The organism is Rathayibacter sp. AY1B4 (assembly GCF_002932815.1).
GTDB lineage: Bacteria > Actinomycetota > Actinomycetes > Actinomycetales > Microbacteriaceae > Rathayibacter.
Genome location: NZ_PSWN01000001.1, coordinates 149853 through 175470, shown reverse-complemented (window position 1 = coordinate 175470; position 25618 = coordinate 149853). Strand labels below are relative to the sequence as shown.

The following is a 25618-nucleotide window of genomic DNA, read 5'->3' as shown; positions in this document are numbered from 1 at the left end:
GCGTTCGTGTTCTGCGCGTTCGTGTTCTGCACTGACGTGCCCTTTCGTGGAAGCGAATGGAGGGCACGGGTTGGTAAGAGGAGATCGAAACGTTCCTTCGCTGGCATGACCCAGATCAGGTTCGACGGTCGAAGGCTGCTGCCTTCCTCTCAGCCCGGTGCACCGGACTCCCGTGTTCGTCGGCAATCATAGACGTCATGTCGTGGTCGGTGGTCGTCGTCCTGGCCGTGCTGCTGATCGTTCTGCTGCAGGCTCTGCTCTGGCAGCGCCGTGCGCGGATCCGCCGCGAGCTGCTCAGCTACGGCACGCGGGTGCCGGCGCGCGTCGTCGGGCCGGATCCGGCACGCGGCGATCGCGATTCGGCACGGGATCTGGGCAGGCTCCTGGTCGTCTACCGGACCGCCGAGGGTGTGGAGAAGCGCGCGCAGAAGTACCCGCTGAAGCGGGGGGACGCGTGGATGGCCGGCGAGCCCGCCGCGGTGATCTACGACCCCCGCCGGCCGGACGACGCCGAGCGGCTGATCGTCGGCTTCGGCCGGACGAAGAAGAAGTGGTACCCCGCGCGCCAGCAGCGCGCCAGCTGACGCGGGGCCGCTCCGGCTACTTCTTGAGGGCGCGGATGATGCGCGCGAGGGCCTTGCCGGTCACCCACACGAAGGGGATGCCGACGGCGAGGACCGAGATCACGTTCGGCTGGAACCGCAGGCCGAGGTCGTCCTTGATGTAGGCGCCGATCGGGATGACCGTGGCGCCACCGCCTCCGCCGCCGCCCTCCTGGCCGTCCTCGGAGCCGCTGCCTCCGCCGAAGCCGAACCAGCGGAGGGCGACGGGGACGAGCGAGACGCCGTCGACGGTGACGGGCTCGCCGTAGATCGTCGCGGTACCCGCGGTGGTGACGGTGTCGGCCAGGGAGACTGCGATGTTGGGCATGGTGCGACGGTACTCCGCGGCTCTCCGCGGCGACAAGCGGCCCGCCGGGGCGCACAGGACTCGTCCATGGACCTCCGGGGACCTGCTGCCATGATCGACGGATGTCCGCCCGCACCCGCCGCCGCCGCCCCGTGCGCTCGGCCGCGGTGGCGGTCGCGAGCCTCGTGCTCGCCGCCTTCCTCGCCTTCCACCGCGCGCTGCCCGATCCGATCGGCTGGCTGTCGGTCCTCGAGGTCGGGATCCCGTGGACGGGGCTCCTCGTGCTGCTCCTCATCGCGGCCGCGGCGGCCCTCCGGTCGCGCCGGACGGCGGCCGCGGTCACCGTGCTGGCGATGGTCTACGGCGTGCTGGTGCTGCCGGTCGCGCTTCCGGCGCCGGCCGTGCGCTCCGGCTCGTTCACCGTCGTCAGCCAGAACATCGAGACGAGCGGCGACGCCGGTGGCCTCGCCGCCTCGCTCGCCGCCCGCGGCCCCGACGTGATCGCGCTGCAGGAGCTCGACGGAGACGCCGTGGACGCGGTCGACGCCGAGCTGGCCGACGAGTACCCGTACTCGTCCGTCTCGAGCACCGTCGGCGTCTGGAGCCGGACCGAGCTGACCGACCAGGAGCCGCTCGACCTCGGTCTCGGCTGGGAGCGCGCGCTCGCCGTCGACGTCGACACGCCGGTCGGCAGCGCACGCCTGTTCGTGGTGCACCTCGCCTCGTTCCGGCCGGGCGACCACGAGGAGCGGGACACCATGCTCTCGAACCTCGCCACCGCTCTCCGAGACGACGAGTCGGACCGGACGCTGGTCATCGGTGATTTCAACACGCCGACGGACGACCACCTGCTCGCTCCGGTGCTGGCGGAGGCGGGCCTCGTCCGCACGGGCGGAGTCGGCTTCCCGGCGACCTGGCCGTCCCTGCTGCCGCTCGTCTCGCTCGACCACGCGCTCGCCGACGGCGTCACCGCCGCGACCGTCGCGGTCCTGCCGCCGAACGGCTCCGACCACCGCCCGATCAGTCTGACGATCGGTTCCGCGTAGCGAGCGTGTCGCTGAGGTCGATCCCCTTGGCCGACTCGGGAGCCGACCGGGACAGGAGCGAGGCGGGACGCACGGCCCCGGAACCGAAGCGGGCGGCCACGCCGTCGACCGCGAGCTCCGCGTCGCGCCAGTCGTCGGAGTCGCTCCACAGGGAGAACGCGACGTCGTCGCCCTCGACGAGCTGCTCGCCGCGCACGCCGATCAGCCGCACGGGCCGCCGCATCGGGTTGGCCGCCTCGAGCAGCGCGGAGGAGGCCTCGTAGAGGACGCGGGCCACGTCCGTCGCCTCGACGAGCGTGCGGGAGCGGGTGAGGGTGCTGAAGTCGCCGAAGCGCACCTTCACCGCGACGGTGCGGCAGCGCACTCCCGAGCGGCGCATCCGCACGGCGACCTTGTCGCAGAGCCGCAGCAGCTCACGACGGACGAGCTCGGGGTCGGCCACGTCGTCGGCGAAGGTGATCTCGTGTCCGGCGCTCTTCTCGATCTGGCGGGTGTCGACCGGCCGCGGATCCACCCCGTTCGCCAGGGCGTGCAGGCGCCTCCCGGTCGCCTCGCCGAGGGCGGACACCAGCGACGGCAGCGGGGTGGTCGCGACGTCGGCGACGGTGCGCAGACCGCGGCGGACGAGCGCCTCCTCCGTGCTCGCGCCGACTCCCCACAGCGCGCTCACGGGCAGCGGATCGAGGAACTCGCGGACGCCGTCGGCGGGGACGACCAGCAGACCGTCGGGCTTGGAGCGGCCGGAGGCGAGCTTGGCGACGAACTTGGTGCTGGCGATCCCGACCGAGCAGGTCAGCCCGAGCTCGGCGTGCACCCGGCGGCGGATCTCGGTGCCGATCGCGAACGGCGAGCCCGAGATGCGGCGGGCACCCGCGACGTCGAGGAACGCCTCGTCGATGCTCAGGCGCTCGACCAGCGGCGTGAAGGAGTCGAAGATCGCCATGACGCGGCGAGAGGCCTCGCGGTAGCGCTCCATGTGCGGCTCGAGGACCACGGCCTGCGGGCAGCGGCGGAGGGCGACCGCCATGGGCATCGCCGAGTTGACGCCGTAGCGGCGCGCCTCGTAGGTCGCCGCTGTGACGACGGAGCGCGCTCCGTGGTGGCCCACGATGACCGGCCTCCCGCGCAGATCCGGCCGGTCGAGCAGCTCGACGGAGGCGAAGAACGCGTCCATGTCGATGTGCATGATGCTCGCGCGCGGGTCGTCGAAGGGCTCGGTCGTGACCTGCCGCCCCGTGCCGTCCTGCTTGCTCACGCGGTGCCGTCCTGCTCGCTCACGCCGTGCCGTCCTGCCTGCTCACGCCGCTCCGTCCTGCTCGACCACACCTCCGGACATGATCGCACCCACCACCGACATCGGCTTCCCGGCCGCTGCGCCCGGGCCGGCCGGGAATGAGCGCCGACCACTCGCGGTTGACCCGAGCACCACGACGCTCCGGAGAGACCATGACGCACGAGCAGCCCGACTCCCCCACCGCCACCGAGACCGGCCCCGGCGCCGAGATGAGCCGCTGGCTCGATCTGCAGGACCGCGCCCACCGCGCCTTCGAGCTCCGGCTGAGCGCCGTCGAGGACTGGTCGGCCCCCACGCCCGACACCGAGTGGGACACGCGCGCTCTGGTGCTGCACGTCGTCCGCGAGCAGCAGCGCGCGCACACGCTCCTCTCGGGGGGCGACGAGTCGGCGCTGCGCCTCGAGTCCGTCGCCACCGATCTGAGGAGCGAGTGGCGCCGCGTGACCGACCGCCTGCGCGTCGCTGTCCGCACCGTCGACCCGGCGGCGACCGTGCAGCTGGGGCGCGACACCGTCAGCGCCGTCGAGCTGCTGCAGGAGCAGACGGCCGATGTGACCGTCCACGCCTGGGACCTCGCCCGCGCGACCGGCAGCGACGAGCGGCTGGACGAGGAGCTCGTCGCAGCGGTCTGGGAGCTCTTCGCACCCCAGGAGGAGACCCTGCGCGCGAGCGGCCTCTACGCCGCGCCCGTGCCGGTCGACGACGCCGCCTCCCTCCAGAGCCGCCTGCTCGCCATCACCGGACGCGACGACCGCCTCGCCGCCTGACGACCCGGCGCCCGAACGCCGTCAAGGCCTGGAGGCGCCCAGGGACGCGGCGGCAGGATGGAGGGGACACGAACACGGGGCGACCCGCCCCGACGAGGAGAGGAACGTCCATGACACGCATCGCCGTCATCGGAGCCCACGGCAAGGTGGGGCAGCAGATCCTGCACCTGCTCTACGACGCCGGCCACGAGTCGGTCGGAGTGATCCGCAACCCCGATCACGCCGAGGACATCGTCCGGCTGGGCGGCGAGCCGCTCGTGCACGACCTCGAGGACACGACGCCCGAGGCCTTCGCCGAGGCGCTGGGCCACGTCGACGGCATGGTCTTCACCGCCGGAGCCGGACCCGACTCGGGCCCGGAGCGCAAGCGCACCGTCGACCTGGGGGCGTCCGTCCTCAGCCAGAAGGCCGCCGCGATCGTCGGGGTCCAGCACTTCGTGCAGGTCAGCGCGATCGGTGTGGACGAGCCGCTCCCCGAGGACACGGAGGAGGGCTGGAAGGCCTACGTCGAGGCCAAGCGCGACGCCGACGCGGCACTTCGCGACTCCGGCCTCGACTACACGATCCTCCGCCCGGGCGGGCTGACGGACGACGAGGGCACCGGCACGATCACGCTCGGCACCTCCGTGGAGAAGGGGAGCATCCCGCGAGCGGACGTCGCCGCGACGGTGATCGCCGCCCTGGCGCAGCCGACCTCCATCGCGAAGACGTGGGAGATCGTCTCCGGTCCCACCCCGATCGAGGACGCGGTGGCTCAGGGAGCCTGAGCCCCGGCCCCTCCTCCTAGAGTGGGGCGGGTGAGCACCCACCCGCCCCGCCCCTGGATCCGCAGCTACGCGCCCGGCGTGCCGACGGAGCTCGAGCTCCCGACCGGCTCGCTCGTCGACATCGTCACCGAGTCGGCCGAGCGCTATCCCCACCAGGTCGCGCTCGAGTTCTTCGGCCGTTCGACCAGCTACTCCCAGCTCGCCGACGAGGTGGAGCGGGCCGCCGAGGGACTCCGCCGCCTGGGCGTCCGCGCGGGCGATCCGGTCGCCCTCGTCCTCCCGAACTGCCCGCAGCACGTCGTCGCCTTCTACGCCGTCCTCCGGCTCGGCGCCGTGGTGGTCGAGCACAACCCGCTCTACACCCCGCGCGAGCTGCGCCACCAGTTCGAGGACCACGGTGCGCGTGTCGCGATCGCCTGGAACCGCGTCGTGCCGACGGTGCAGGACCTCCCGGCCGATCTCGGCGTCGAGACCGTCGTCGCCGTCGACCTCACGCGCGCGATGCCCGCCTCGATGCGCGCAGCCCTCCGCCTGCCGCTGAAGAAGGCCCGGGAGTCGCGCGCCGCGCTGACGGGGCCGGTCCGCGGCGCGATCGAGTGGGAGTCGCTGCTGCGCCGGCGGATCGACCCGGCGCACCCGCGCCCGGTCGCGGAGGACCTCGCGGTCATCCAGTACACGAGCGGCACGACCGGCACACCCAAGGGCGCCGAGCTGACCCACGCGAACCTGACGGCGAACGCCGCCCAGTCGCGCGCCTGGGTGCCGACGGTCCGCCGCGGCGACTGCGTGGTCTACGCGGTGCTCCCCATGTTCCACGCCTACGGGCTGACGCTCTGCCTCACCTTCGCGATGAGCATGGGCGCGCGCCTGGTGCTGTTCCCGAAGTTCGACCCGGAGCTGGTGCTGAAGGTCGTCAAGAAGCACCCCGCCACCTTCCTCCCGGCCGTTCCGCCGATCGCGGAGCGCCTGGCGCGCAGCGCGCAGCAGCGGGGCGTCTCCCTCCGCGGCATCGAGATCGCCATCTCGGGTGCGATGCCGCTCGACCCGGCGCTGGTCGAGTCGTTCGAGGCGCTGACCGGAGGCACGCTCGTCGAGGGCTACGGCCTCTCGGAGACCTCTCCGGTCCTGATGGCCAATCCGGTCGGTCCGACGCGACGCGCCGGGACGGTCGGGCTCCCGCTTCCCGGCACCGACGTGCGGATCGTCGATCCCGAGGATCCCGACACGGAGGTGGCGACCGGCGAGCAGGGCGAGCTGGTCGTGCGCGGTCCGCAGGTGTTCCGGGGCTACCACCGCAAGCCCGACGAGACGGCGGCGACCTTCACCGGTGACGGCTGGTTCCGCACCGGCGATATCGCGACGATCGACGAGGACGGCTTCGTGCGCATCGTCGACCGGATCAAGGAGCTCGTGATCACGGGCGGCTTCAACGTCTCGCCGTCCGAGGTGGAGGAGGTGCTGCTCCGCCTGCCCGAGATCAAGGAGGTGGCGGTGGTCGGCCTGCCCGATCCGCGCAGCGGCGAGTCCGTGGCGGCGGCGGTCGTCCTGGAGCCGGGCGCGCAACTCGACGTCGCAGCCGCCCGCAAGGCCGTCCGGGAGGCGCTGACCCCCTACAAGGTGCCCAAGCGGATCACCGTCGTCGACGAGCTGCCGCGGAGCATGATCGGCAAGGTCCTCCGCCGCCAGGTGAAGGCCATGCTGACCGACGAGGACTAGCCCGGAACGAGCGAGGGCCCCCGACCACTGTCCGTGATCGGGGGCCCTCTGCAACGAGGCTAGAAGCCGAAGTCGCCGCCTCCGAAGTCGCCGCCTCCGAAGTCGCCGCCCCCGCCGAAGTCGCCTCCGCCACCGAAGTCGCCGCCGCCGGAGTCGCCCCAGCCGCCGCCGTCTCCGGCGTCCGCACCGGAGGCGTCCGCACCTCCCGCATCCGCTCCACCGTCGGCCGAGGCGTCTCCCCCGCCGTCACCGCCGGCGTAGTCGCCTCCCCCGTCGGGGAGGAACGCGCCCGCGATGGCCGAGCCGATCGCGAACCCGGCGATCGTGCCGAGCATCGAGGAGGCGAGGACGCCGCCGAAGCCCATGCCTCCGCCGCCGGAGAAGCGGCGCTCCATGAATCCGGGCTGTCGCAGCTCGCTCCGCGTGGCGGACTGGGCGAGCGTGCGGGGGTCGTCGTCCTTCGGCGCGTCGCCGACAGGGGCCCCCTCGCTGAGCTCTCGGAAGACCTGCTGGCGCTGATCCGGGGTCAGCTGCTCGAAGGCCTCGCGGTGCACCTGCTCGATCGCCTCGGGCGGCGCGGTGCGGAGGAGGTAGCGGTAGCGCTCGATGGCACGCTCATCGTCGGTGCGCGGAGACGTCGCCGGAGGGGAGCCGTACTCGGGCCTGCGGTCCGCGGCCTGCGGCGGCGCGTACGTCGAGCGGCGTGCGCTCTCAGGCTGCTCGTCGCGGCCCAGCAGTCGGTCCAGGAATCCCATGATCTCCTCCTCGGCGCCCGACGGACGCACACCGCCACCGTAGGCCTCTCACCGCTCCGGGTGCTGAGCGTTCTCTCAGAGGCTGCTCGGAGCGGGGGCCTCGGTCATTTCTGCTTCGGGATGACCACCCACATCACGAGGTAGGCGATGATCTGCGGCCCCGGGAGGAGACACGAGAGCACGAACAGGAGACGCACCACGAAGGGGCTCCAGCCGAATCGGCGGGCGAGACCGGCACAGACGCCGGCGATGATCCTGCCCCGACGGGGGCGCACGAGAGTAGCCATGACTCCACTCTGGCGCAGGGCGCCTGAGCGGGGCATCCGGGAAACCCCCTAGGTCTGCGCGGGAGTCCCGTCGAGCTCCTCGGGCCGGAACGCTCCGACCGAGCGGGCGAAGGCGGCGGCGCGCTCGGCGTCGGCCTCCGGCCAGACCACGTGGAAGCGCTCGAAGACCACGTCGCCGATGCCGCCAGGTGAGACGCGGGCGAAGTAGCGGCGGTGCCCGTCGAGCCAGGAGGCGCGCGTGCGGTCCCCCTCGCCCTCGGCCCAGGCGAACGCGTCGTCGACGGAGTCGAGCGGACCGGTCCGCACCTCGTCCGTCACGAGGACGACACGCGCCGCTCCCGCGCCGTCGCAGACGATCCAGTGCTCGCCCGCGACGGGCGCCCCCTCCTCGGCGAGGGACGCCGTGGCCGTCTTCACTCCGCGCCGCACGAGGCCCAGCAGCTCGTCCGCCATCGCCGTGCTGTCGCCGAACGCCTCGACCGGCGGGAGCGCCTCGTCAACTCCCGGATGTGCGGAGCGGTACTCCGCCCAGAGGAGCGCCGCCGAGGCGGCGTCGGGGTCGGGGAGGGCGGTGCGCTCCGGCGCGGCGGGCACGAGCGCCACGATGTTCGCCCCGGCCAGGGAGGCGGGATCGTCGGGGTGGTTGTCGGGCGTGGTGACCGTGTCGAAGGGCCAGTGCTGCTGGAGCCAGCGGCGCGCGTAGGCGTCGAGCTCCTCCTCGAGCCGCGAGCCCCGGACGGCGGGGACGACCCACCAGGAGGCCTCGGCGGAGTCGCCGCCGCCGGGCCGGACGCTCAGAGCGCCCAGCGCCTCGGTGCGGTCCGGGCCGACGAGCAGGAACGCGTGCGCTCTGCCCGCACGCGACTCCTCCTCGAGGCGCAGGAGACCGCGCACGTCGTCGCCGAGGGACGCCGACGGCAGGGCGGCCGGATCGTCCCCGCGGAGGAGAGCCGCGAGCCACGGTCTCTGCTCGCCGATCACCGCGTGCAGGAGGTCCGCATCGCTCGAGACGAGAGGACGCAGGAGGGCGCCCGCCGGCAGCTCGAGCCGCGCGGGAAGGGGCGCGTCGCCGGTTCCACCGCTCATGACCGCACCTCCCCGCGCACCGGCTCAGCCGGCCGCGCGCTCCAGGACGAGCTCGCGGACGCGGGCGGCGTCGGCCTGCCCCTTCATGGCCTTCATCACGGCACCGATCACGGCACCGGCGGCCTGCACCTTGCCGTCGCGGATCTTCGCGAGCACGTCGGGCTGCGAGGCCAGTGCAGCGTCGATCGCCTCGATGAGCGCTCCGTCGTCCGAGACGACCGCGAGTCCACGGGCGTCGACGACCTCCTGCGGGGTGCCCTCCCCGGCGATGACGCCCTGGAGGACCTCGCGGGCGAGGCGGTCGGTCAGCGTGCCGCTCTCGATCAGACCGGCGAGCTCGGCGACCTGGGCCGGGGTGACCAGGGACGCCGGGTCCTCGCCCGCCGCGTTCGCGAGGCGCGCGATCTCCCCGGTCCACCACTTGCGGGCCGCCTGCGGAGCGGCTCCCGCGGAGACGGTCTCGGTGATCTCGACCAGCAGGCCGCTGTTGGCGACGTCCTGGAACTCGAGGTCGGTGAAGCCCCACTCCTGCTTGAGGCGGCGACGGCGGTCGGCGGGCTTCTCGGGGAGCGCGGCGCGCAGCTCCTCGATCAACTCCGGGCTCGGCACGACCGGGAGCAGGTCGGGCTCCGGGAAGTAGCGGTAGTCGTCGGCGTCGCTCTTGGGCCGGCCCGCGGAGGTGCGGCCGGTGTCCTCGTGCCAGTGGCGCGTCTCCTGCGTGATCGTGCCACCCGCGGCGAGGATCGCCGCCTGGCGCTGGATCTCGTAGCGGACGGCGCGCTCGACCGAGCGGAGCGAGTTGACGTTCTTGGTCTCGGTGCGGGTTCCGAGCTTCTCCTGGCCGATCGGGCGGAGCGAGACGTTCGCGTCGCAGCGCAGGTTGCCGCGCTCCATCTTGGCGTCCGAGATGCCGAGCGCCAGCACGATGTCGCGGATCGTCGCGACGTACGCCTTCGCGTACTCGGGCGCGCTCTTCCCCGCGCCGTAGATCGGCTTCGTGACGATCTCGACGAGCGGGACCCCCGCGCGGTTGTAGTCCACGAGCGAGTACTCGGCGCCCTGAATGCGGCCGGTGGCGCCGCCGACGTGCGTGAGCTTGCCGGCGTCCTCCTCCATGTGCGCGCGCTCGATCGGGATCTGCACGAGCGAGCCGTCGGCCAGCTCGACCTCGACCGAGCCCTCGAAGGCGATCGGCTCGTCGAACTGCGAGATCTGGTAGTTCTTCGCCAGGTCCGGATAGAAGTAGTTCTTGCGCGCGAAGCGGCTGGACGGGGCGATCGAGCAGCCCAGGGCGAGGCCGAGGCTGATCGAGTAGCGGACGGCCTGCTCGTTCACGACCGGCAGCGAGCCCGGGAGGCCGAGGTCGACCGGGGTCACGTTCGTGTTGGGCTCGGACCCGAACTCGTTCGGCGCGTCCGAGAACATCTTGGTCTTCGTGTTGAGCTCGACGTGCACCTCGAAGCCGAGCACCGGCTCGAAGGTCTCGAAGACCTCGTCGTAGTCCATCAGCTCGGGAGCGGACGTGTGCGCGGAGGCCATCAGACGGCACCTTCCTCGGTCGCGGAGAGCACGGAGTGGGTCAGGTCGGGGGCCTGCGCGAGGAGCGGGCGGCCCCACTTCTCCTCGAGCAGCGCCTCGAGCGCGGCGCCCACGGTGTAGAGGCGCACGTCCTCCCGGGCGGGAGCGAGGAACTGGATGCCGACGGGCAGCCCGTCCTCGTCGGCGAGGCCGGCGGGGACGGAGATGCCGGGGATGCCGGCCAGGTTCGCCGGGATGGTCGCGACGTCGCCGCGGTACATCGCCAGCGGGTCGTCGAGCTTCTCGCCGAGGCGGTAGGCGGTCGTCGGTGCCGTCGGCGAGGCGATCACGTCGACGTCCGCGAAGGCCGCGTCGAAGTCCCGCTGCACCAGGGTCCGGACCTTTTGCGCGCTGCCGTAGTAGGCGTCGTAGTAGCCGGCCGAGAGGGCGTAGGTGCCGAGGATGATCCGGCGCTTGACCTCGGGGCCGAAGCCCTGCTCGCGGGTCGCGGACATGACCTGCTCGACCGTGCCGCCGCCCTCCGGCGTGACCCGGAGGCCGAACCGGACCGAGTCGAACTTGGCGAGGTTGCTGGAGGCCTCCGCGGGGAGGATCAGGTAGTAGGCGGCGACCGCGTGCTCGACGCTCGGGAGGCTCACCTCGACGACCTCGGCTCCGGCGCCCTGCAGGATCTCGAGCGCCTCGTGGAAGCGCGCCAGCACGCCGGGCTGGAAGCCCTCGCCGCCGTCGAGCTCCTTGACCACGCCGATCCGGAGGCCCGTCACGTCGGCGCGGCGCACCGCGTCGGCGAAGGAGGGCCAGGAGTCGCGCAGCGAGGTCGAGTCGCGCGGGTCGTGGCCCGCGATGACGTCGTGCAGCAGCGCGGAGTCGAGGACCGTCCGGGAGACCGGGCCGATCTGGTCGAGGCTCGAGGCGAGCGCGATCGCTCCGTAGCGGGACACGCCGCCGTAAGTCGGCTTCACGCCGACGGTGCCGGTCACGTGCGCGGGCTGGCGGATCGATCCCCCGGTGTCGGAGCCGAGGGCCAGGGGCGCCTCGTAGCTCGCGACGGCCGCGGCGGATCCGCCGCCGGAGCCGCCGGGGATGCGATCGAGGTCCCACGGGTTGTGGGTGGGGCCGTAGGCGCTGCGCTCGGTGGTCGAGCCCATCGCGAACTCGTCCATGTTGGTCTTGCCGATCGGGACCAGCCCGGCCTCGCGGACCTTGCGCATGACGGTCGCGTCGTAGGGCGGGCGCCAGCCCTCGAGGATGCGGGAGCCGCTCGTGGTCGGCATGTCGTTCGTGACGATGACGTCCTTGACCGCGAGAGGCACTCCGGCGAGGGGGTGCAGCGACTCGCCGTCGGCCCGCCGGCGGTCGATCGCCTCGGCGGACGCGACCGCGCCCTCGCGCGCGACGTGGAGGAAGGCGTGGACCGCTCCGTCGACCGCGTCGATGCGCTCGAGGTGGGCGCGGGTGGCCTCGACCGAGGAGACCGAGCCGTCGGCCAGCTTCTCGGAGAGGGCGGACGCGCTGAGGCGGACGAGCTCGTCGCCGTGCGCGCTCACTGCTCCTCCCCCAGGATCGCGGAGACCTGGAAGCGGCTGCCGTCGTGCTCGGGCGCGCCGGAGAGCGCCTGCTCGAGCGTGAGGGTCTCGCCGACCACGTCGGGCCGGAAGACGTTCTCGAGCGGGATCGGGTGGCTGGTCGCCGGCACGTCGGGCGTGGCGACGGCCTGGACCGCGCGCACGGAGTCGACGATCTGGCCGAGCTCCCTGGTGAGGCTCCCGATCTCGTCGGAAGTGAGGTCGATCCTGGCCAGCTGGGCCAGATGGGCGACCGTGTCGGCCGTGATCTCGGACATGCGTCTCCGTCTGGTGGTTCGGGGGGATTTCCGGCCGCCAGTCTACTCGGCGCGCCCGCACCGCCTCCGCCCGTGCCGCCCGCCCGTCAGGAGCCGCCGAAGAGGCTGGCGCCGTGCTTCAGGAGTGCGTTGTACGCGCCCTCGTAGGTGGTCGGCAGGTCCTCGCCGGGCTCGCCGTACCGGGCCAGCAGCAGGCCCATCAGGCCGACGGCGGGCGGGCTCAGCGGCTTGTCGCGGTTCACGTGCGCCGGATGCGCGGGCGCCGCCTCGGGGTTCGGGGGCAGGTACTGCGGCACCGTGGTCGGCCAGTCGCCGATCTGCCGCGGCTCGTCGAGGGTCAGCACCCCGAAGAGGTCGGGGGCGGAGGCGTCGCGAGCGGTCAGCGGCTCGAGGCCGTGCAGGGCGCTGAGGGTCCGGATCACCGCGCCGTGGTGCAGCTCGTCGTGCACGATCGTGCCGGCCCTCGTGTACGCCGAGACGGCGATCGCCGGCACGCGGCAGCCGAGCCGGTCGAAGGCGAAGCCCATCTCGCCCTCGCGGCCGTCGCCCGGCGGAGTCGCCGACGGCGGAGGGACGTGGTCGTAGAGGCCGCCGTGCTCGTCGAAGGTCGCCATCAGCAGCGTGTTCACCGCGTTCGAGCCGGTCGTGCTCGCGCTCTCCCGGATCGCCGAGTACACCTGGTGCAGCAGCAGCTCGCCGGCGCGGACGTCGGACAGCGCGCTGTCGTAGACGGGCGTGCCGTCGACCTCGTCCTCGTGCAGGACCCCGGTCGGCGGGTGCATGTCGTTGTGGTCGAAGACGAGCCGCGGCTCGAGGAAGGCGTAGTCGGGCAGCTCGCCGTTCTCCACGTCGGCGTAGAACCGGTCCATCGTCGAGAAGTGGGTCTTCCAGTACTTCTCGAGCACCGGCGCGTGCAGGAACCCGGTGTACGAGACCACCTGCAGCGCGTCGAAGTAGACGCGCCAGGTCCTCCCCGCCTCCTCGAGGCGGTTGAACACCGTCGGCGCGTCGGCCAGGTCGTCCGCGAGCCACTTCTCGTAGCCGCCGCCCTGCTTGTTGGTGACGAAGCCGTGCGAGGTCGACGCGTGCAGGAAGGACCGGTTGCAGAAGGTCTGGGAGGGGACGGCGCAGAACCACTGGTCGAAGACGGCGAACTCGCGGGCGAGGGTGGAGAAGACGGGCAGCATCTCCGGCGAGAAGCCGCCCATGATCGTCCGCGCCTCCTCCGCCGTGGGCTCCTGCCCCTTCTTCATCACCCGCAGGTGCTGGACGTAGTCCTCGAGGAAGCCGCTCATCGTCGGGGCGGAGGCGTCGGCGGGCGCGTTGAAGGGCGCGGTCATGGCGCCGACGGTGCGGCCGACGTTCTCGGGCGGATCCACCGTGCCGAAGAGCTGGGTGTTGACGTGCGGGTACTCCTCGCCCGGGTCCGGGTCGGGCTGGCGCATCACGGAGTCGGTGGCGCCCTCGTAGACGTGCGTGCCGACGGTCAGTCCCCCGGCGCTGGTGTTCGTCCGCTCGTCGGGGAGGAGGCCCTCGAAGCTCTCGCCCGCGGGCAGGTCGTCCGGTCCGTAGAGGCGGCCGAGGACGTTGTCGAAGGAGCGGTTCTCGAACATGATCACGACGACGTGGTCGAAGCCCGGCTCCGTGCGGGCGGGCAGTCGCGGCTCCTCCTCGCGGCGGGGACCGGAGGCGACGGCCGCGCCGATCGCGCCGCCGGCGAGTGCTCCGGCTCCGACTCCGGCGGCGGCGGTTCCGGCCAGGAAGCGGCGGCGGGAGCGGGAGCGCGGAGCTCCGTCGTCGTGCTCCGAGGGAGTCCGCTCGCTGGTCATCTCCGCCGCCTCTCCTGCGCCGCCTGCGCCTGCTCGGAGTGTAGCGACGCGCCCGGGGCGGCGGCCCGGAGGCGGGCGAGCAGTCCGGCCTCCGGCTCGAGGTCGACGTGGGCGCGGCGGGCCGCGTCGCGGAGGCGCCGCCCGACCGGCGCGGGCGGCGCGAACGCCGGCGCCGTGCGGGGCCAGCGCGCGAGGGGGCGGTCGGGACCGCTGAGGAGTGCGGCCAGCTCTCGGACCTGCGGATCGACGAGCGCCCGGCGCACGCCCGCCCGGGCGCGGACGAGCTGCGCGGGAGTCTCCGGACCGAGCGGCACGCCGATCCGTGCACCCGAGGGGACGGCCGAGGCGAGCACGAGCGCCGGCACCGTGCCGGGCCGCCCTGCGCTCCCCCGCGCGGTGACGAGGAGCAGCATCCGCCGCCCCGCCCGCTCCCCGTCGCGGACGGCGTCGAACACGACGTGCAGCAGCTGCTCCGCGAGGCGCGCATCGGCGGATCGATCGGTGCCGGCGGCTGCGGCGTCGGCGAAGTCGGCCGGATCGACGAGGGACCGCGGCTCGACCAGGACGAGCGGAGGCAGGGAGCCGGCAGCGGCCTCGGCGGCCAGCGCGTCGACGGGAAGGAGGCGCCCGCCGCGGGAGCCGGCGGCGCCAGGATCGCGGTGGGGCCACTCCGGATCGGCGAGGAGCGTGGTCGAGACGCCCTGCCGCTCGTCGACCGCGAGAGCCCAGCCGGTACCGGTCTCCCGGGCCGCGCGCAGGGCCGCCGGCAGCGGATCGCGGCCGTCGGCGCGCCAGTGGTCGGCCCGCGCGAAGGCCGTGGCGAGGAGCGCGTGCACCGGCAGCATCTCGGGGGCGAAGCGCGCGCCCGGAGGATCGTCCGGGCCGGGCGCTGTCATCACGGCGTCCGTATCACCGGTGAACACCGGGCCGTCAGTATCGTCTAGCGCGCCGAGGACCTGGTCGCGGCTGCGGCCGGCGAAGGAGAGCACGACCACGTGGTCGATCCGCCCGAGCACCTCGGCGGTCCGGCGCTCGGCGGCGGTGGGCCGAGCCGCGGCGTCGAGCGCGAGCGACGCTGCGTCGGCGAGGGAGCGGCGCAGGAACGCCCGCCGCTCCCCGCCGCCCGCGTCAGGCATCGGGCCCGGTCGGCTCCTCCGTGCTCGGGGCGGCCGCGTCCGGGACGGCGTCGGTCTCCGGCACGGCGTCGTCCTCCGGCGAGACGTCGGAGCGCGATGCGCCGGCGACGTCCCCGTCCGGGCCGGCGGCGGCCTCCTCCGGAGCGTCGGCGGACGCCTCCTCCGGAGCATCGGCGGACGCCTCCTCCGGCAGCGCGATCGCGTCCGGTCCCTCCGTCACCAGGAGGTGGAACTCGGCCGCGGTGATGATCCGGAGCCCCAGGGCCTCGGCCTTGCCGAGCTTGCTGCCGGCGCCGGGACCGGCGGCGACGTAGTCGGTCTTCTTGGAGACGCTCGAGCCGGCCTTGCCGCCGGCCGCGAGGATGGCCTCCTGCGCCCCCTCGCGGGAGTACCCCTCCAGGCTGCCGGTCGCCACGACCGTGAGACCCGCGAGCACCCCGCCAGCGGCGTCCGCGGCACCGGGACCGGGGTGGCCGGGCGTGGCGAAGCGCACTCCGGCCGCGGCCCAGCGGTCGACGATCTCGACGTGCCAGGCGACCTCGAACCAGGCGATCAGAGCGTCGGCGATGATCCCGCCCACCCCGTCGACCGCGGCGAGCTCGTCGCGGCTCGCCCCGCGGATCGCGTCGAGCGAGCCGAAGTAGCCCGCCAGCGCGCGCGCCGCGACCGGGCCGACGTGCCGGATGCTGAGCGAGACCAGCAGGCGCCACAGCTCCTTGGTCTTCGCCCGCTCGATGTTCTCGATCAGCCGGAGGGCGTTGGTGGAGGGCACGGAGGCGGCGTCCCCCGCGAAGGCTCCCGCCTCCGGGTCGAAGGCGCCGTCCTTGGCGAGCTGCCGCTTGCGCTTGAAGGGCGTGACGACCTTCGGATCGCCCTTCGCGTCGAGCTTCTGCAGACCCGTCTCGGAGTCGCGGACGACGACCTCGATCGGGAAGAGATCGGCCACCGTGAGCTCGAACAGGCCGGCCTCGGTCCGCAGCGGCGGCTCGGCGGGCACCAGGGGCTGGGTCAGGGCGGCGGCGCTGACCTCGCCGAGCGCCTCGATGTCGAGCGCGCCGCGGCTGCCGATGTGCTCGACGCGTCCGCGGACCTGCGCGGGGCAGGACTCCGCGTTGGGGCAGCGCAGGTCGACGTCGCCCTCCTTGGCCGGAGCGAGCGTGGTGCCGCACTCGGGGCACTGCGTCGGCATCACGAACTCGCGCTCGGAGCCGTCGCGGAGCTCCACCACCGGGCCGAGCACCTCGGGGATGACGTCCCCGGCCTTCCGCAGCACGACCGTGTCGCCGATGAGCACGCCCTTGGCCTTGACCACGTCGGCGTTGTGCAGCGTGGCCTGGCGCACCTCGGACCCCGCGACCTTCACCTTGGTCATCTGGGCGAACGGCGTCGCGCGGCCGGTGCGCCCGACGCTCACGACGATGTCGAGGAGCGTCGTGTGGACCTCCTCGGGCGGGTACTTGTAGGCGATCGCCCAGCGCGGCGCCCGGCTGGTGGCGCCGAGCTCGTCGTGCAGCTCGAGCTCGTCCACCTTCACGACCACGCCGTCGATCTCGTGCTCGACCGAGTGCCGCTCGCGGCCGTAGCGCTCGACGAAGGCGAGCACCTCCTCCACCGAGGCCGAGACGCGGTTGTGGCCGCTGACCGGCAGTCCCCAGGAGGAGAGGAGCCCGTAGACCTCGGACTGGGTCGCGACCGGCGGGTCCGGCCAGGCGCCGATGCCGTGCACGTAGAGCGCGAGGGAGCCGACGCGCGCCTCGCCGGCGCGCAGGTCGAGACCCGACTTCTTGTCGAGCTGCTGGCGGAGGCCGCCGCTCGCCGCGTTCCGCGGGTTGGCGAAGGTCGGGAAGCGCCGCAGCGCGCTCGTGCGCGCCTTCTCCTCCTCGAAGACGCCGCGGGTGGCGGCCGGGCGGGTCGACCAGCGGGTCCGCGCCTCCTCGACCGCCTCGTCGCGCAGCGTCTCCTGGAGGGCGTTCAGCTCGGCGAAGGCGGCCACGGGGATGAAGACCTCGCCGCGGACCTCGACGAGTGCCGGGTGGCCCTCACCGGAGAGGCGCTCGGGGATGCCCGCGACGCGGAGGGCGTTGACGGTGACGTCCTCGCCGGTGCGGCCGTCACCGCGGGTCGCCGCCGTGACGAGGCGGCCGTTCTCGTAGTGGAGGGAGATCGCGAGCCCGTCGATCTTGAGCTCCGTGAGCCAGGCGACGGGGCGGTCGGCCGAGGCCACCGTCTTCTCGCACCACTCGCGCAGCTCCTCGGCCGAGAACACGTTGTCGAGGGAGAGCATCCGCTCGGCGTGGTCGATCGGGGCGAGGCCCGCTCCGACGATCCCGCCGACCGTCCGCGTCGGCGAGTCCTCGGCGGCGAGCTCGGGGTGCTCGGCCTCGAGCGCGGCGAGCTCGCGCACCAGGGCGTCGTACTCGGCGTCGGACAGCGGCGAGGAGTCGGCCGCGTAGTAGTCGTCGCTCGCCGACCGGATCCGCGCCCGCAGCTCCTCGACGCGGGCGGCGGGCTCGACGGCGCTCATCGGAGCACCGCGGCGTCGGCAGCGACCGTGCGGTCGATCGTGCACTGGCCCAGCACGCGGGTGCCGAGGTAGACGACGGCCGTCTGGCCGGGGGCGACGCCGTCGAGCGGCGAGTCCGGAGTGATCACGAGCTCCACCCTGCCATCGACGTGCGACACCACCGCGGAGGCGGGGACCGGGTCGGCGTGCGCGCGGATCTGGACGTCGCAGCGGAAGGGCGCGTCCGCGTCCTCGGGAGCGGCGCCCGCCCAGGTGAACCGCTCGCCGGCGATCTCGCCGATGCGCAGAGCCTCGCGCGGACCGACCACGACCTCGTTGCTCACCGGCCGCACCTCCAGGACGAAGCGGGGCCGTCCGTCGGGCGCGGGGACGCCGAGGTGCAGGCCCCGGCGCTGGCCCACCGTGTACCCGTGGGCGCCCTCGTGGGAGCCGACCACCGCGCCGTCCCGATCGACGACCGCTCCGGTCTCGGGGGCGACGCGCTCGGCGAGCCAGCCGCGGGTGTCGCCGTCGGGGATGAAGCAGATGTCGTAGCTGTCGGGCTTGCTCGCGACGCTGAGGCCCCGCTCCGCCGCCTCCGCGCGCACGATCGCCTTGGACGGCGTGGAGCCGAGCGGGAACATCGAGTGCCGCAGCTGCTGCTCCGTCAGCACGCCGAGGACGTAGGACTGGTCCTTCGCCTCGTCGCTCGCGCGATGGAGCTCCGGGGAGCCGTCGGCGGCGGTGCGGAGGGAGGCGTAGTGGCCGGTGCAGACGGCGTCGAAGCCGAGGTCGAGAGCCTTCTCGAGCAGGGCGGCGAACTTGATCCGCTCGTTGCAGCGCATGCAGGGGTTCGGGGTGCGGCCCGCCGAGTACTCGGCGACGAAGTCGTCGACGACGTCCAGCTTGAACCGCTCGGAGAAGTCCCACACGTAGTACGGGATGCCGAGGACGTTCGCGGCGCGCTGCGCGTCCATCGAGTCCTCGATCGTGCAGCACCCCCGGCTGCCGGTGCGCAGCGTGCCGGGCATCCTGCTCAGGGCGAGGTGCACGCCCACCACGTCGTGCCCCGCCTCCACCGCGCGGGCCGCGGCCACCGCCGAGTCCACTCCACCGCTCATCGCCGCCAGAACCTTCACCGTGCGAGTCTACGTTTCCCGCGGGCGCGGCCGGCAGGGGTTCAGGCGGGCAGCACCGCGCGGTTCGAGAGTCCGGCTCGGGCGGCGCGGGCGTAGGCGCCGGGCAGCGCGGCCAGGAGGGCGTCGACGTCCGCGTCGGTCGAGGTGTGGCCGAGCGTCATCCGGAGCACCCCGCGGGCCTCGTCCTCGCTCCGGCCGAGCGCGAGGACCACGTGCGAGGGCTCCGGGATCCCCGCCGTGCAGGCGGACCCGGTCGAGACGGAGACGCCCGCGGTGTCGAGGAGGAAGAGGAGGGAGTCGCCCTGCGCACCGGGGAAGGCGAGGTGCGCGTTGTTGGCGACCCGGCGTCCGGAGTCGAGGGCGGGCCCGGTCAGGGTCGCCCCCGGCACGGCGGCGAGGACGCCCGCGACGAGCCGGTCCCGCAGGGCTGTCAGGCGCCGCGCCTCCGCCGACAGCTCGGCGTCCGCCTCGACCGCGGCGGCGGCGAAGGCCGCGGCACCCGGCACGTCCTGAGTGCCGGAGCGGACGCCCCGCTGCTGTCCGCCTCCGTGCAGCACCGGGACCACGCGGGCGTCGCGGGCGAGCACGAGCGCACCGGTCGCGATCGGCCCGCCGACCTTGTGACCCGAGACGCTGACGGCGGCCAGTCCCGCGCCGCGCCCGGAGCCGGAGGCGCGGCGGATCTCGGCGATCCCCAGCGGCACGTGCCCGAGGGCGGCGACCGCGTCGACGTGGAGGGGGACGCCGGCGCGGGCGCACGCCGCCGCCAGCTCGGCGATCGGGTTGATCGTCCCGATCTCGTTGTTGACCCAGAGCACCGTGACCAGGGCGACCGATCCGGGGTCCTTCTCCAGCGCCGCGGCGAGCGCCTCCGGCCGCAGGGTGCCCTCGTCGTCGAGAGGCAGCCACTCGAGGACGGCGCCCTCGTGCTCGGCGAGCCAGGCGGCCGAGTCGAGCGTCGCGTGATGCTCCCCCTCGGCGACCAGGACCCGGACGCGGGCCGGGTCCTCGCTCCGGCGCTGCCAGTAGAGGCCCTTGATCCCGAGGTTGACCGCCTCGGTGCCGCCGGCAGTGAGGATCACCTCGATCGGCTCGCAGTCGAGCACCCCGGCGAGCGCCGACCGGGCGTCCTCCAGCCGGCGGCGCGCCTCCTGGCCGGAGCCGTGGACGGAGGAGGGGTTGCCGGCGTGGGCGGACGCCTCCGCGAACGCGGCGAGCGCCGAGGCGCGCAGCGGGGTGGTCGCGGCGTGGTCGAGGTAGATCACAGCAGCCCTTCGTCCCGCGTCGGGCGCACGGAGGGAGCCGGTGCCCGTCACTACTGTAAGTCGCATGACCTCTCACGATCCCCTGGCCCGGCTCGGCGTGACCGTGGACGATCAGGGCGGTGAGCTCCGGGTCTGGTCCGAGAGCGCGAGCGCCGTCGATCTGCTGCTGTACGACGAGAAGGATCCGACCTGGGTGACCCGCACGGTCCCGCTGGCGCGCGACGACGCCGCGGTCTGGTCCGCGCGCTCCGATCTGCTGGCCCCCGGCCGCCGCTACGCCCTGCGCGTCGACGGGCCGACGGGCCCCCGGCACCGCTTCGACCCCCGCCGGGCCCTGCTGGAGCCGTACTCCCGGGGCCTGCACCGGGTGGCGGAGAACGAGTGGCGCTCCGTCGTCGTGGACGACGCGTTCGACTGGGGCTCCTCCTCCCGGCCCGGCACCCCGATGGACCGCACCGTGATCTACGAGGCGCACGTGAAGGGGCTGACCCGGCTGAACCCGGCGCTCCCCGTGGAGCTGCGCGGCACCTACGCCGGCCTGGCGCACGAGTCGACGGTCTCGGCGCTGCTCGATCTGGGCGTGACGGCGGTCGAGCTGCTGCCCGTGCACGCGTTCGTGTCGGAGCAGCGCCTGCTGCGGCAGGGGCTGACCAACTACTGGGGCTACAACACGCTGAACTTCTTCGCCCCGCACGCCGCGTACGCCTCCTCCACCGCGCAGCGCGGCGGACCGACCGCGGTGCTCCGGGAGTTCAAGGGGATGGTGAAGCTCCTGCACGAGGCCGGCCTCGAGGTGATCCTGGACGTGGTCTACAACCACACCGCCGAGGAGGGGCCGGGCGGGCCGATGTCGAGCCTGCGCGGGATCGACGACGCCGGCTGGTACCGCCAGACGCCCGAGGGCCACTACGTGGACGTCACCGGCTGCGGGAACACGATCGACTTCGGCCGGCCCGCGGCGCAGCGCCTCGCGCTGGACTCGATGCGCTACTGGTCGGGCGAGGTCGGGATCGACGGCTTCCGGCTCGACCTGGCCGCGACCCTCGGCCGCGACGAGATCGCGCACTTCCGGAGCGACCACCCGCTGCTGCGGGCCGCGGTCGAGGATCCGGCGCTGGCCGGCGTGAAGATGATCGCCGAGCCCTGGGACGTGGGAATGGGCGGCTGGCAGACGGGGAACTTCCCGGCCGGGTGGTCGGAGTGGAACGACCGCTACCGCGACCGCGCCCGCAACTTCTGGCTCTCTGACATCGACTACGCCCGCCGCGCCGGCACGGCCCCCGTCGGCATCGGCGGCTTCGCGACCCGGCTCTCGGGGTCCTCCAACACCTTCTCGGCGGAGCGGGGACCCCTCGCTTCGGTCAACTTCGTCACCGCGCACGACGGCTTCACGCTGGCGGACCTCGTCTCGTACAACGTCAAGCACAACATCGGCAACGGCGAGTCGAACCGCGACGGAGCCGACACCAACCGCTCCTTCAACCACGGCTTCGAGGGCCCCACCACCGACGAGCGGATCACGCTGGCGCGGCGCAAGGCGATGCGGAACCTCCTCGGCACCCTGCTCCTGTCGGCCGGCGTGCCGATGATCACGGCGGGCGACGAGACCGGGCGCAGCCAGCGCGGCAACAACAACGCCTACTGCCAGGACTCGGACCTGACCTGGGTGCGCTGGGAGGGCCTGGCCGACTGGCAGCTCGCGCTCCGCGCGCACACGCGCACCCTGCTGCGCCTGCGGCGCGAGCACCCGGCGCTGCGTCCCTCCCGCTACGGCAGCGGCGACGCGAGCGAGCCGGGCGCCACGACCATGACGTGGTTCGACGCCCACGGGCGCGGGATGAGCGAGCACGACTGGACCTCCGCCGCCAACCGGACGCTGCAGTACCTCGCGGCCTCGACGCCGGTCGAGGGCGAGCCGGACCGTGTCCTGCTGGTGGTGCACGGCGTCGAGCAGGACACCACGGTCGTGCTCGCCGAGGGCGAGGGGGTCGCCGGCTACACGCGCCTGTGGAACAGCGAGGAGCCGGAGCCGCTGGAGCACGGCGAGTCGTTCGAGCCGGGGCAGGTCATCCGCGTGGCCGGAACCTCGATGCAGCTCTTCGCCGCGCACGGGCCGGCGGCCGAGCAGGACGCCTGATGGCGAGGAGCGGGCCGGGGACCCCGGCGACCGTCGCGCTGACGGCGGCGGGCGTCCCCTTCACTCCCCGCCAGTACCGGCACGACCCGGCCACGACGCGCTACGGGCTCGAGGCGGCCGAGGCGCTAGGCGTCGAGCCGGAGCGCGTGTTCAAGACCCTGATGGTCGACGTGGACGGCGAGCTCGTGGTGGGCGTCGTGCCCGTCACCGGCTCCCTCGGGCTGAAGGAGCTCGCGGCCGCGGTCGGAGGCAGGCGGGCGGCGATGGCCGACCCCGTGCTGGCCCAGCGCCGGACCGGCTACGTGCTCGGCGGCATCTCGCCGCTCGGGCAGAGGACGCGGCACCGCACCGTGATCGACGAGACCGTCGAGCTCCACGACACGGTGCTCGTCTCGGGCGGGCGCCGGGGCTTCGACATCGAGCTCGCCCCCGCCGACCTCGTCGCCGCGACGGCCGCCCTCCTCGCCGACATCGCGCGCTGACCCCTGCTCCCCCGCCGTCCTCCTCCGGGCGCCGTTTCGCTCCGTGCGCCGTCCTCCTCCCGCGAGATCCCACTCCGGTCCGCGAGACGCCGAGGAAGGCGCACCGGAGCGGCATCTCGCGGAGAGGGACCGGGCGGGGTCAGCCGGCGGCGGCGGCCAGGCCCAGCTCGGCGGAGCGGGCCAGGAGGGGATGCCGCGGCACGACGCGGACGGTGTAGCCGAAGGAGCCGCTGCGGTCGAGGGTGACCACTCCGGCGTAGGGCACGCGCCCGACCGCGTCGGCCGGCACCACGGCACCCGACTCCTCGACCACCTCGAGCTCGTGGTGGCGGACCTCGGTGAGCGAGCCGTCAGCGGACGTCGTCCCGTAGACGACCTCGACCGAGACGTCCGCCGGCGAGAGCTCGCCCAGGCGCACGCCCGCCCGCACGGCGAGCCGGTCCCCGCGCTGGGGCACCGCGTCGATCCCGCCGGACTCGACGGACGCGACCGCGACCCCGGGCCAGCCGGCGCGGACCCGCCGCTTCCAGGTCGCCAGCTCCTTGGCCGGCTCGAAGTGGTCGGCGGCGACGGCGCGCCCGGCCTCGGCGGCCGGCGAGTAGAGCGCCTCGACGTACTGGCGCACCATCCGCTCGGCGGAGAGCTCGGGCGAGAGGGTCGCGAGGGTGTGCCGGATCGAGCGCACCCACCGCCGGGGCACGCCGTCGTGATCGCGCTCGTAGTAGCGCGGCACGACCTCGGTCTCGAGCAGCTCGTAGAGCGCCTCGGCCTCGAGCGTGTCGCGGGCCTCCGGGTCGAGCGCGCGGTCGGAGGAGGGGATCGCCCAGCCGTTCTCGCCGTCGAAGTACTCGTTCCACCAGCCGTCGAGGATCGAGAGGTTGAGCGAGCCGTTGAGCGCCGCCTTCATCCCGGAGGTGCCGCACGCCTCGAGCGGGCGCAGCGGGTTGTTGAGCCAGACGTCGGTGCCCGGGTAGAGCAGCTGCGCCATCGCGATGTCGTAGTCCGGCAGGAAGACGATCCTGCGGCGCACGTCCGGCTCCTGCGCGAAGCGGACGAGCCGCTGGATCAGGCGCTTCCCCTCCTCGTCGGCCGGGTGGGACTTGCCCGCGATGACGATCTGGATCGGGTGCTGCGGGTGGGTGAGCAGCGCCCGCAGACGCTCGGGGTCGTGGAGCATCAGGGTCAGCCGCTTGTAGGTCGGCACCCGCCGTGCGAAGCCGATGGTGAGCACGTCCGGGTCCAGCAGCTCGTCGAGCCAGGCCGGCGGGAGGCCGCCCGGGTTCTGCTCGCGCCAGGAGCGGGCGGCCCGGCGGCGGGCGTCCCGCACCAGCTGCTCCCGCATCGCGCGGCGCGCGGCCCACAGCTCGGTGTCGCCGAGCGCACCCGAGGCCCAGTCGGCCCGCGTCGTGTCGTCGGTGCCGAGCCGCTCCTCCGCGAGCCGCCGGAGGATCGGATCGGTCCAGGTGGCCGCGTGGACGCCGTTCGTCACCGAGCCGATCGGCACCTCCGCCGTCTCGAAGCCGGGCCAGAGGCTCGAGAACATCGATCGGCTGACCTCGCCGTGCAGCGTCGAGACGCCGTTGGAGCGCTGCGCGAGCCGCAGGCCCATGTACGCCATGTTGAACGCCGTCCCGGAGTCCCCCGGCTCGGCGCCCAGCGCGAGCACGTCCTCGACCTGCACGCCCGGGAGCAGCTCCGTGGAGAAGTACTCCTCGATCATCCCGCGGTCGAAGCGGTCGATGCCCGCCGGCACCGGAGTGTGCGTGGTGAAGACCGTGCTCGCCCGCACCACCTGGAGAGCCTGGTCGAAGTCCAGGCCCGCGCCGATCAGGCCGGAGATGCGCTCGAGCCCCTGGAAGCCGGCGTGCCCCTCGTTCGTGTGGAACACCTCCGGGAGGACGCCGCCCGAGACCTCGGCCCAGAGCTCGAGCGCGCGGACCCCGCCGATGCCCAGCAGCAGCTCCTGCAGCAGGCGGTGCTCGCCCCCGCCGCCGTAGAGGCGGTCGGTGACGGAACGGAGCGAGTCCTCGTTCTCGGGGATGTCGGTGTCGAGCAGGAGGAGGGTCACCCGGCCGACCTCCGCGCGCCAGACCCGGGCGTAGAGCGCGCGTCCCTCGGGGAGCGCCAGCACGATGCGGGCGGGCGAGCCGTCGGCGAGACGGACGACGCGCAGCGGCAGCCCGTCGGGATCGAGCGAGGGGTAGGACTCGAGCTGCCAGCCGTCGGCGGAGAGCTTCTGCGAGAAGTAGCCCGACCGGTAGAAGAGGCCCACGCCGGTGAGCGGCACGCCCAGGTCCGAGGAGGCCTTCAGGTGGTCGCCGGCGAGGATGCCGAGTCCGCCGGAGTACTGGGGCAGCGCCGCCGCGATGCCGAACTCCGGCGAGAAGTAGGCGATCGAGCGCGGGGCGGACTCCGGCAGCGACTGGTACCACCGCGGCTCGGTGCGGTAGCGCTCCAGCTCGTCGCGGAGGCGCCACGCCTCGTCGACGAAGCCCTGGTCCCCCGCCAGCTCGGCGAGGCGCTCGGGGCTCACCGCTCCGAGCAGGGCGGTGGGGTCCGCTCCCCCGCGCCGCCACAGCTCCGGATCGACCCGCTCGAACAAGCGCCGGGCGGGCTCGTGCCAGGCCCAGCGGAGATTGCCCGCCAGATCGCCCAGAGCCGAGAGCTCGGGCGGGAGGACGGAGCGGACGATGAAGCGGCGGATCGCCTTCACGGCACCCCTCGACTCTCTGCGGACCCCGGAGCGCCCGGTCGCGGAGCACCGGGGCGGTCGCGCTCGGTCACCCTAGCGGACCCCGACCACCGCGGATCGGCGGGACGCGGACCCGCTCCGATGGTCCGGCACGCGCTCCCCTGGTCCATTTGCACAGGCCCGAGCGCGGGCGCAAGCGTCGTGTGCGAGCCGCCGCCGGTCGCTACTGTCGTGACGTGGCTCAGATACCTTTCGGCAAGGCTCAGAACGGCAAGGACGCACGGCGAGCGGGTCGCGGACGCGCACCCCAGGAGGCGTCGGCGCCTCCCGAGACGGCCGCTCCGGCGCCCGCCGCCGCCCCCGAGGCGACTCCTGCTCCCCCCGCGGCCGACAGTGCTCCGGCCGCCCCGGTGACCGCGGACGCAC

At 73.7% G+C, this 25618-nt stretch carries 21 protein-coding genes and 1 riboswitch; of the genes, 7 read left to right on the top strand and 14 right to left on the bottom strand.

From position 1 onward, the window contains the following. Nucleotides 1–75 precede the first annotated feature (75 nt). A riboswitch (TPP riboswitch) is annotated at nt 76–183 on the bottom strand. Nucleotides 184–197: 14 nt separating this feature from the next. Beyond that, complete coding sequence (locus C5D66_RS00850) at nt 198–584, top strand: DUF3592 domain-containing protein (protein ID WP_104223723.1); 387 nt, start codon at nt 198–200, stop codon at nt 582–584. A 16-nt stretch (nt 585–600) separates the two neighbouring features. On the opposite strand, the gene C5D66_RS00845 is transcribed toward C5D66_RS00850, so the two are convergent. Then, nucleotides 601–930 carry a hypothetical protein gene (locus C5D66_RS00845; RefSeq protein ID WP_104223724.1) on the bottom strand — a complete coding sequence of 110 codons (330 nt, stop codon included), beginning with the start codon at nt 928–930 and terminating at the stop codon, nt 601–603. A gap of 101 nt (nt 931–1031) precedes the next feature. Between C5D66_RS00845 and C5D66_RS00840 the strand changes: the two genes are divergently transcribed. Continuing rightward, nucleotides 1032–1955 carry an endonuclease/exonuclease/phosphatase family protein gene (locus C5D66_RS00840; protein ID WP_104254938.1) on the top strand — a complete coding sequence of 308 codons (924 nt, stop codon included), beginning with the start codon at nt 1032–1034 and terminating at the stop codon, nt 1953–1955. On the opposite strand, the gene dinB is transcribed toward C5D66_RS00840, so the two are convergent. Next, nucleotides 1930–3210: a DNA polymerase IV gene (gene dinB / locus C5D66_RS00835; RefSeq protein ID WP_104223726.1), complete on the bottom strand. Its 1281-nt coding sequence runs from the start codon at nt 3208–3210 to the stop codon at nt 1930–1932. The two genes, C5D66_RS00840 and dinB, sit on opposite strands and share 26 nt — an antisense overlap. A 191-nt stretch (nt 3211–3401) precedes the next feature. On the opposite strand from dinB, the gene C5D66_RS00830 reads away from it, so the two are divergent. From C5D66_RS00830 to C5D66_RS00820, 3 genes are all read left to right on the top strand, one after another. Then, complete coding sequence (locus C5D66_RS00830; RefSeq protein WP_258059445.1) at nt 3402–4016, top strand: TIGR03086 family metal-binding protein; 615 nt, start codon at nt 3402–3404, stop codon at nt 4014–4016. Between the two features lie 110 nt (nt 4017–4126). Continuing rightward, a complete protein-coding gene (locus C5D66_RS00825; RefSeq protein WP_104223727.1) occupies nt 4127–4783 on the top strand; it encodes an SDR family oxidoreductase in 657 nt (218 codons plus the stop codon). A gap of 30 nt (nt 4784–4813) precedes the next feature. Continuing rightward, entirely contained in the window at nt 4814–6499 is a 1686-nt protein-coding gene (locus tag C5D66_RS00820) for a long-chain-fatty-acid--CoA ligase (protein WP_104254939.1), read from the top strand. Nucleotides 6500–6558: 59 nt separating this feature from the next. On the opposite strand, the gene C5D66_RS00815 is transcribed toward C5D66_RS00820, so the two are convergent. The 11 genes from C5D66_RS00815 to C5D66_RS00765 all read right to left on the bottom strand — a co-directional run bounded on the left by C5D66_RS00815 (nt 6559) and on the right by C5D66_RS00765 (nt 19881). Beyond that, nucleotides 6559–7254, bottom strand: a complete 696-nt coding sequence (locus C5D66_RS00815; protein WP_104254982.1) for a hypothetical protein — start codon at nt 7252–7254, stop codon at nt 6559–6561. 104 nt (nt 7255–7358) lie between these two features. Then, nucleotides 7359–7541 carry a PspC domain-containing protein gene (locus C5D66_RS00810; protein WP_104223873.1) on the bottom strand — a complete coding sequence of 61 codons (183 nt, stop codon included), beginning with the start codon at nt 7539–7541 and terminating at the stop codon, nt 7359–7361. Between the two features lie 48 nt (nt 7542–7589). Then, complete coding sequence (locus C5D66_RS00805) at nt 7590–8627, bottom strand: ASCH domain-containing protein (RefSeq protein WP_104254940.1); 1038 nt, start codon at nt 8625–8627, stop codon at nt 7590–7592. A 24-nt stretch (nt 8628–8651) separates the two neighbouring features. After that, on the bottom strand, nt 8652–10166 hold the full coding sequence (gatB, locus tag C5D66_RS00800; protein ID WP_104254941.1) for an Asp-tRNA(Asn)/Glu-tRNA(Gln) amidotransferase subunit GatB: 1515 nt from the start codon (nt 10164–10166) through the stop codon (nt 8652–8654). Then, nucleotides 10166–11713, bottom strand: a complete 1548-nt coding sequence (gene gatA, locus C5D66_RS00795) for an Asp-tRNA(Asn)/Glu-tRNA(Gln) amidotransferase subunit GatA (RefSeq protein WP_104247609.1) — start codon at nt 11711–11713, stop codon at nt 10166–10168. Before gatA ends, gatB begins: the two co-directional genes overlap by 1 nt. After that, the gene (gatC, locus tag C5D66_RS00790) at nt 11710–12009 is read right to left on the bottom strand and encodes an Asp-tRNA(Asn)/Glu-tRNA(Gln) amidotransferase subunit GatC (RefSeq protein ID WP_104223877.1); all 300 of its coding nucleotides are present in this window, start codon (nt 12007–12009) and stop codon (nt 11710–11712) included. Before gatC ends, gatA begins: the two co-directional genes overlap by 4 nt. A gap of 86 nt (nt 12010–12095) precedes the next feature. Then, entirely contained in the window at nt 12096–13838 is a 1743-nt protein-coding gene (locus C5D66_RS00785) for an alkaline phosphatase family protein (RefSeq protein WP_104254942.1), read from the bottom strand. Continuing rightward, nucleotides 13835–14974: a hypothetical protein gene (locus C5D66_RS00780; protein WP_104254943.1), complete on the bottom strand. Its 1140-nt coding sequence runs from the start codon at nt 14972–14974 to the stop codon at nt 13835–13837. Before C5D66_RS00780 ends, C5D66_RS00785 begins: the two co-directional genes overlap by 4 nt. Next, nucleotides 14967–17498, bottom strand: coding sequence for an NAD-dependent DNA ligase LigA (gene ligA / locus C5D66_RS00775; RefSeq protein WP_104254944.1), 2532 nt, complete (start codon nt 17496–17498; stop codon nt 14967–14969). Before ligA ends, C5D66_RS00780 begins: the two co-directional genes overlap by 8 nt. Further along, nucleotides 17495–18616: a tRNA 2-thiouridine(34) synthase MnmA gene (mnmA, locus tag C5D66_RS00770; RefSeq protein WP_181028759.1), complete on the bottom strand. Its 1122-nt coding sequence runs from the start codon at nt 18614–18616 to the stop codon at nt 17495–17497. The genes ligA and mnmA overlap by 4 nt, the downstream gene beginning before the upstream one ends. Before the next feature lie 41 nt (nt 18617–18657). Further along, nucleotides 18658–19881 (bottom strand): cysteine desulfurase family protein, encoded by a 1224-nt coding sequence (locus C5D66_RS00765; RefSeq protein ID WP_308471150.1) that lies wholly within the window; start codon nt 19879–19881, stop codon nt 18658–18660. A 64-nt stretch (nt 19882–19945) separates the two neighbouring features. On the opposite strand from C5D66_RS00765, the gene glgX reads away from it, so the two are divergent. Next, the gene (gene glgX, locus C5D66_RS00760) at nt 19946–22018 is read left to right on the top strand and encodes a glycogen debranching protein GlgX (protein ID WP_104254946.1); all 2073 of its coding nucleotides are present in this window, start codon (nt 19946–19948) and stop codon (nt 22016–22018) included. Then, on the top strand, nt 22018–22500 hold the full coding sequence (gene ybaK, locus C5D66_RS00755; RefSeq protein ID WP_104226855.1) for a Cys-tRNA(Pro) deacylase: 483 nt from the start codon (nt 22018–22020) through the stop codon (nt 22498–22500). The genes glgX and ybaK overlap by 1 nt, the downstream gene beginning before the upstream one ends. Nucleotides 22501–22639: 139 nt before the next feature. On the opposite strand, the gene glgP is transcribed toward ybaK, so the two are convergent. Then, complete coding sequence (glgP, locus tag C5D66_RS00750; protein ID WP_104226856.1) at nt 22640–25213, bottom strand: alpha-glucan family phosphorylase; 2574 nt, start codon at nt 25211–25213, stop codon at nt 22640–22642. Nucleotides 25214–25618: the final 405 nt, after the last annotated feature.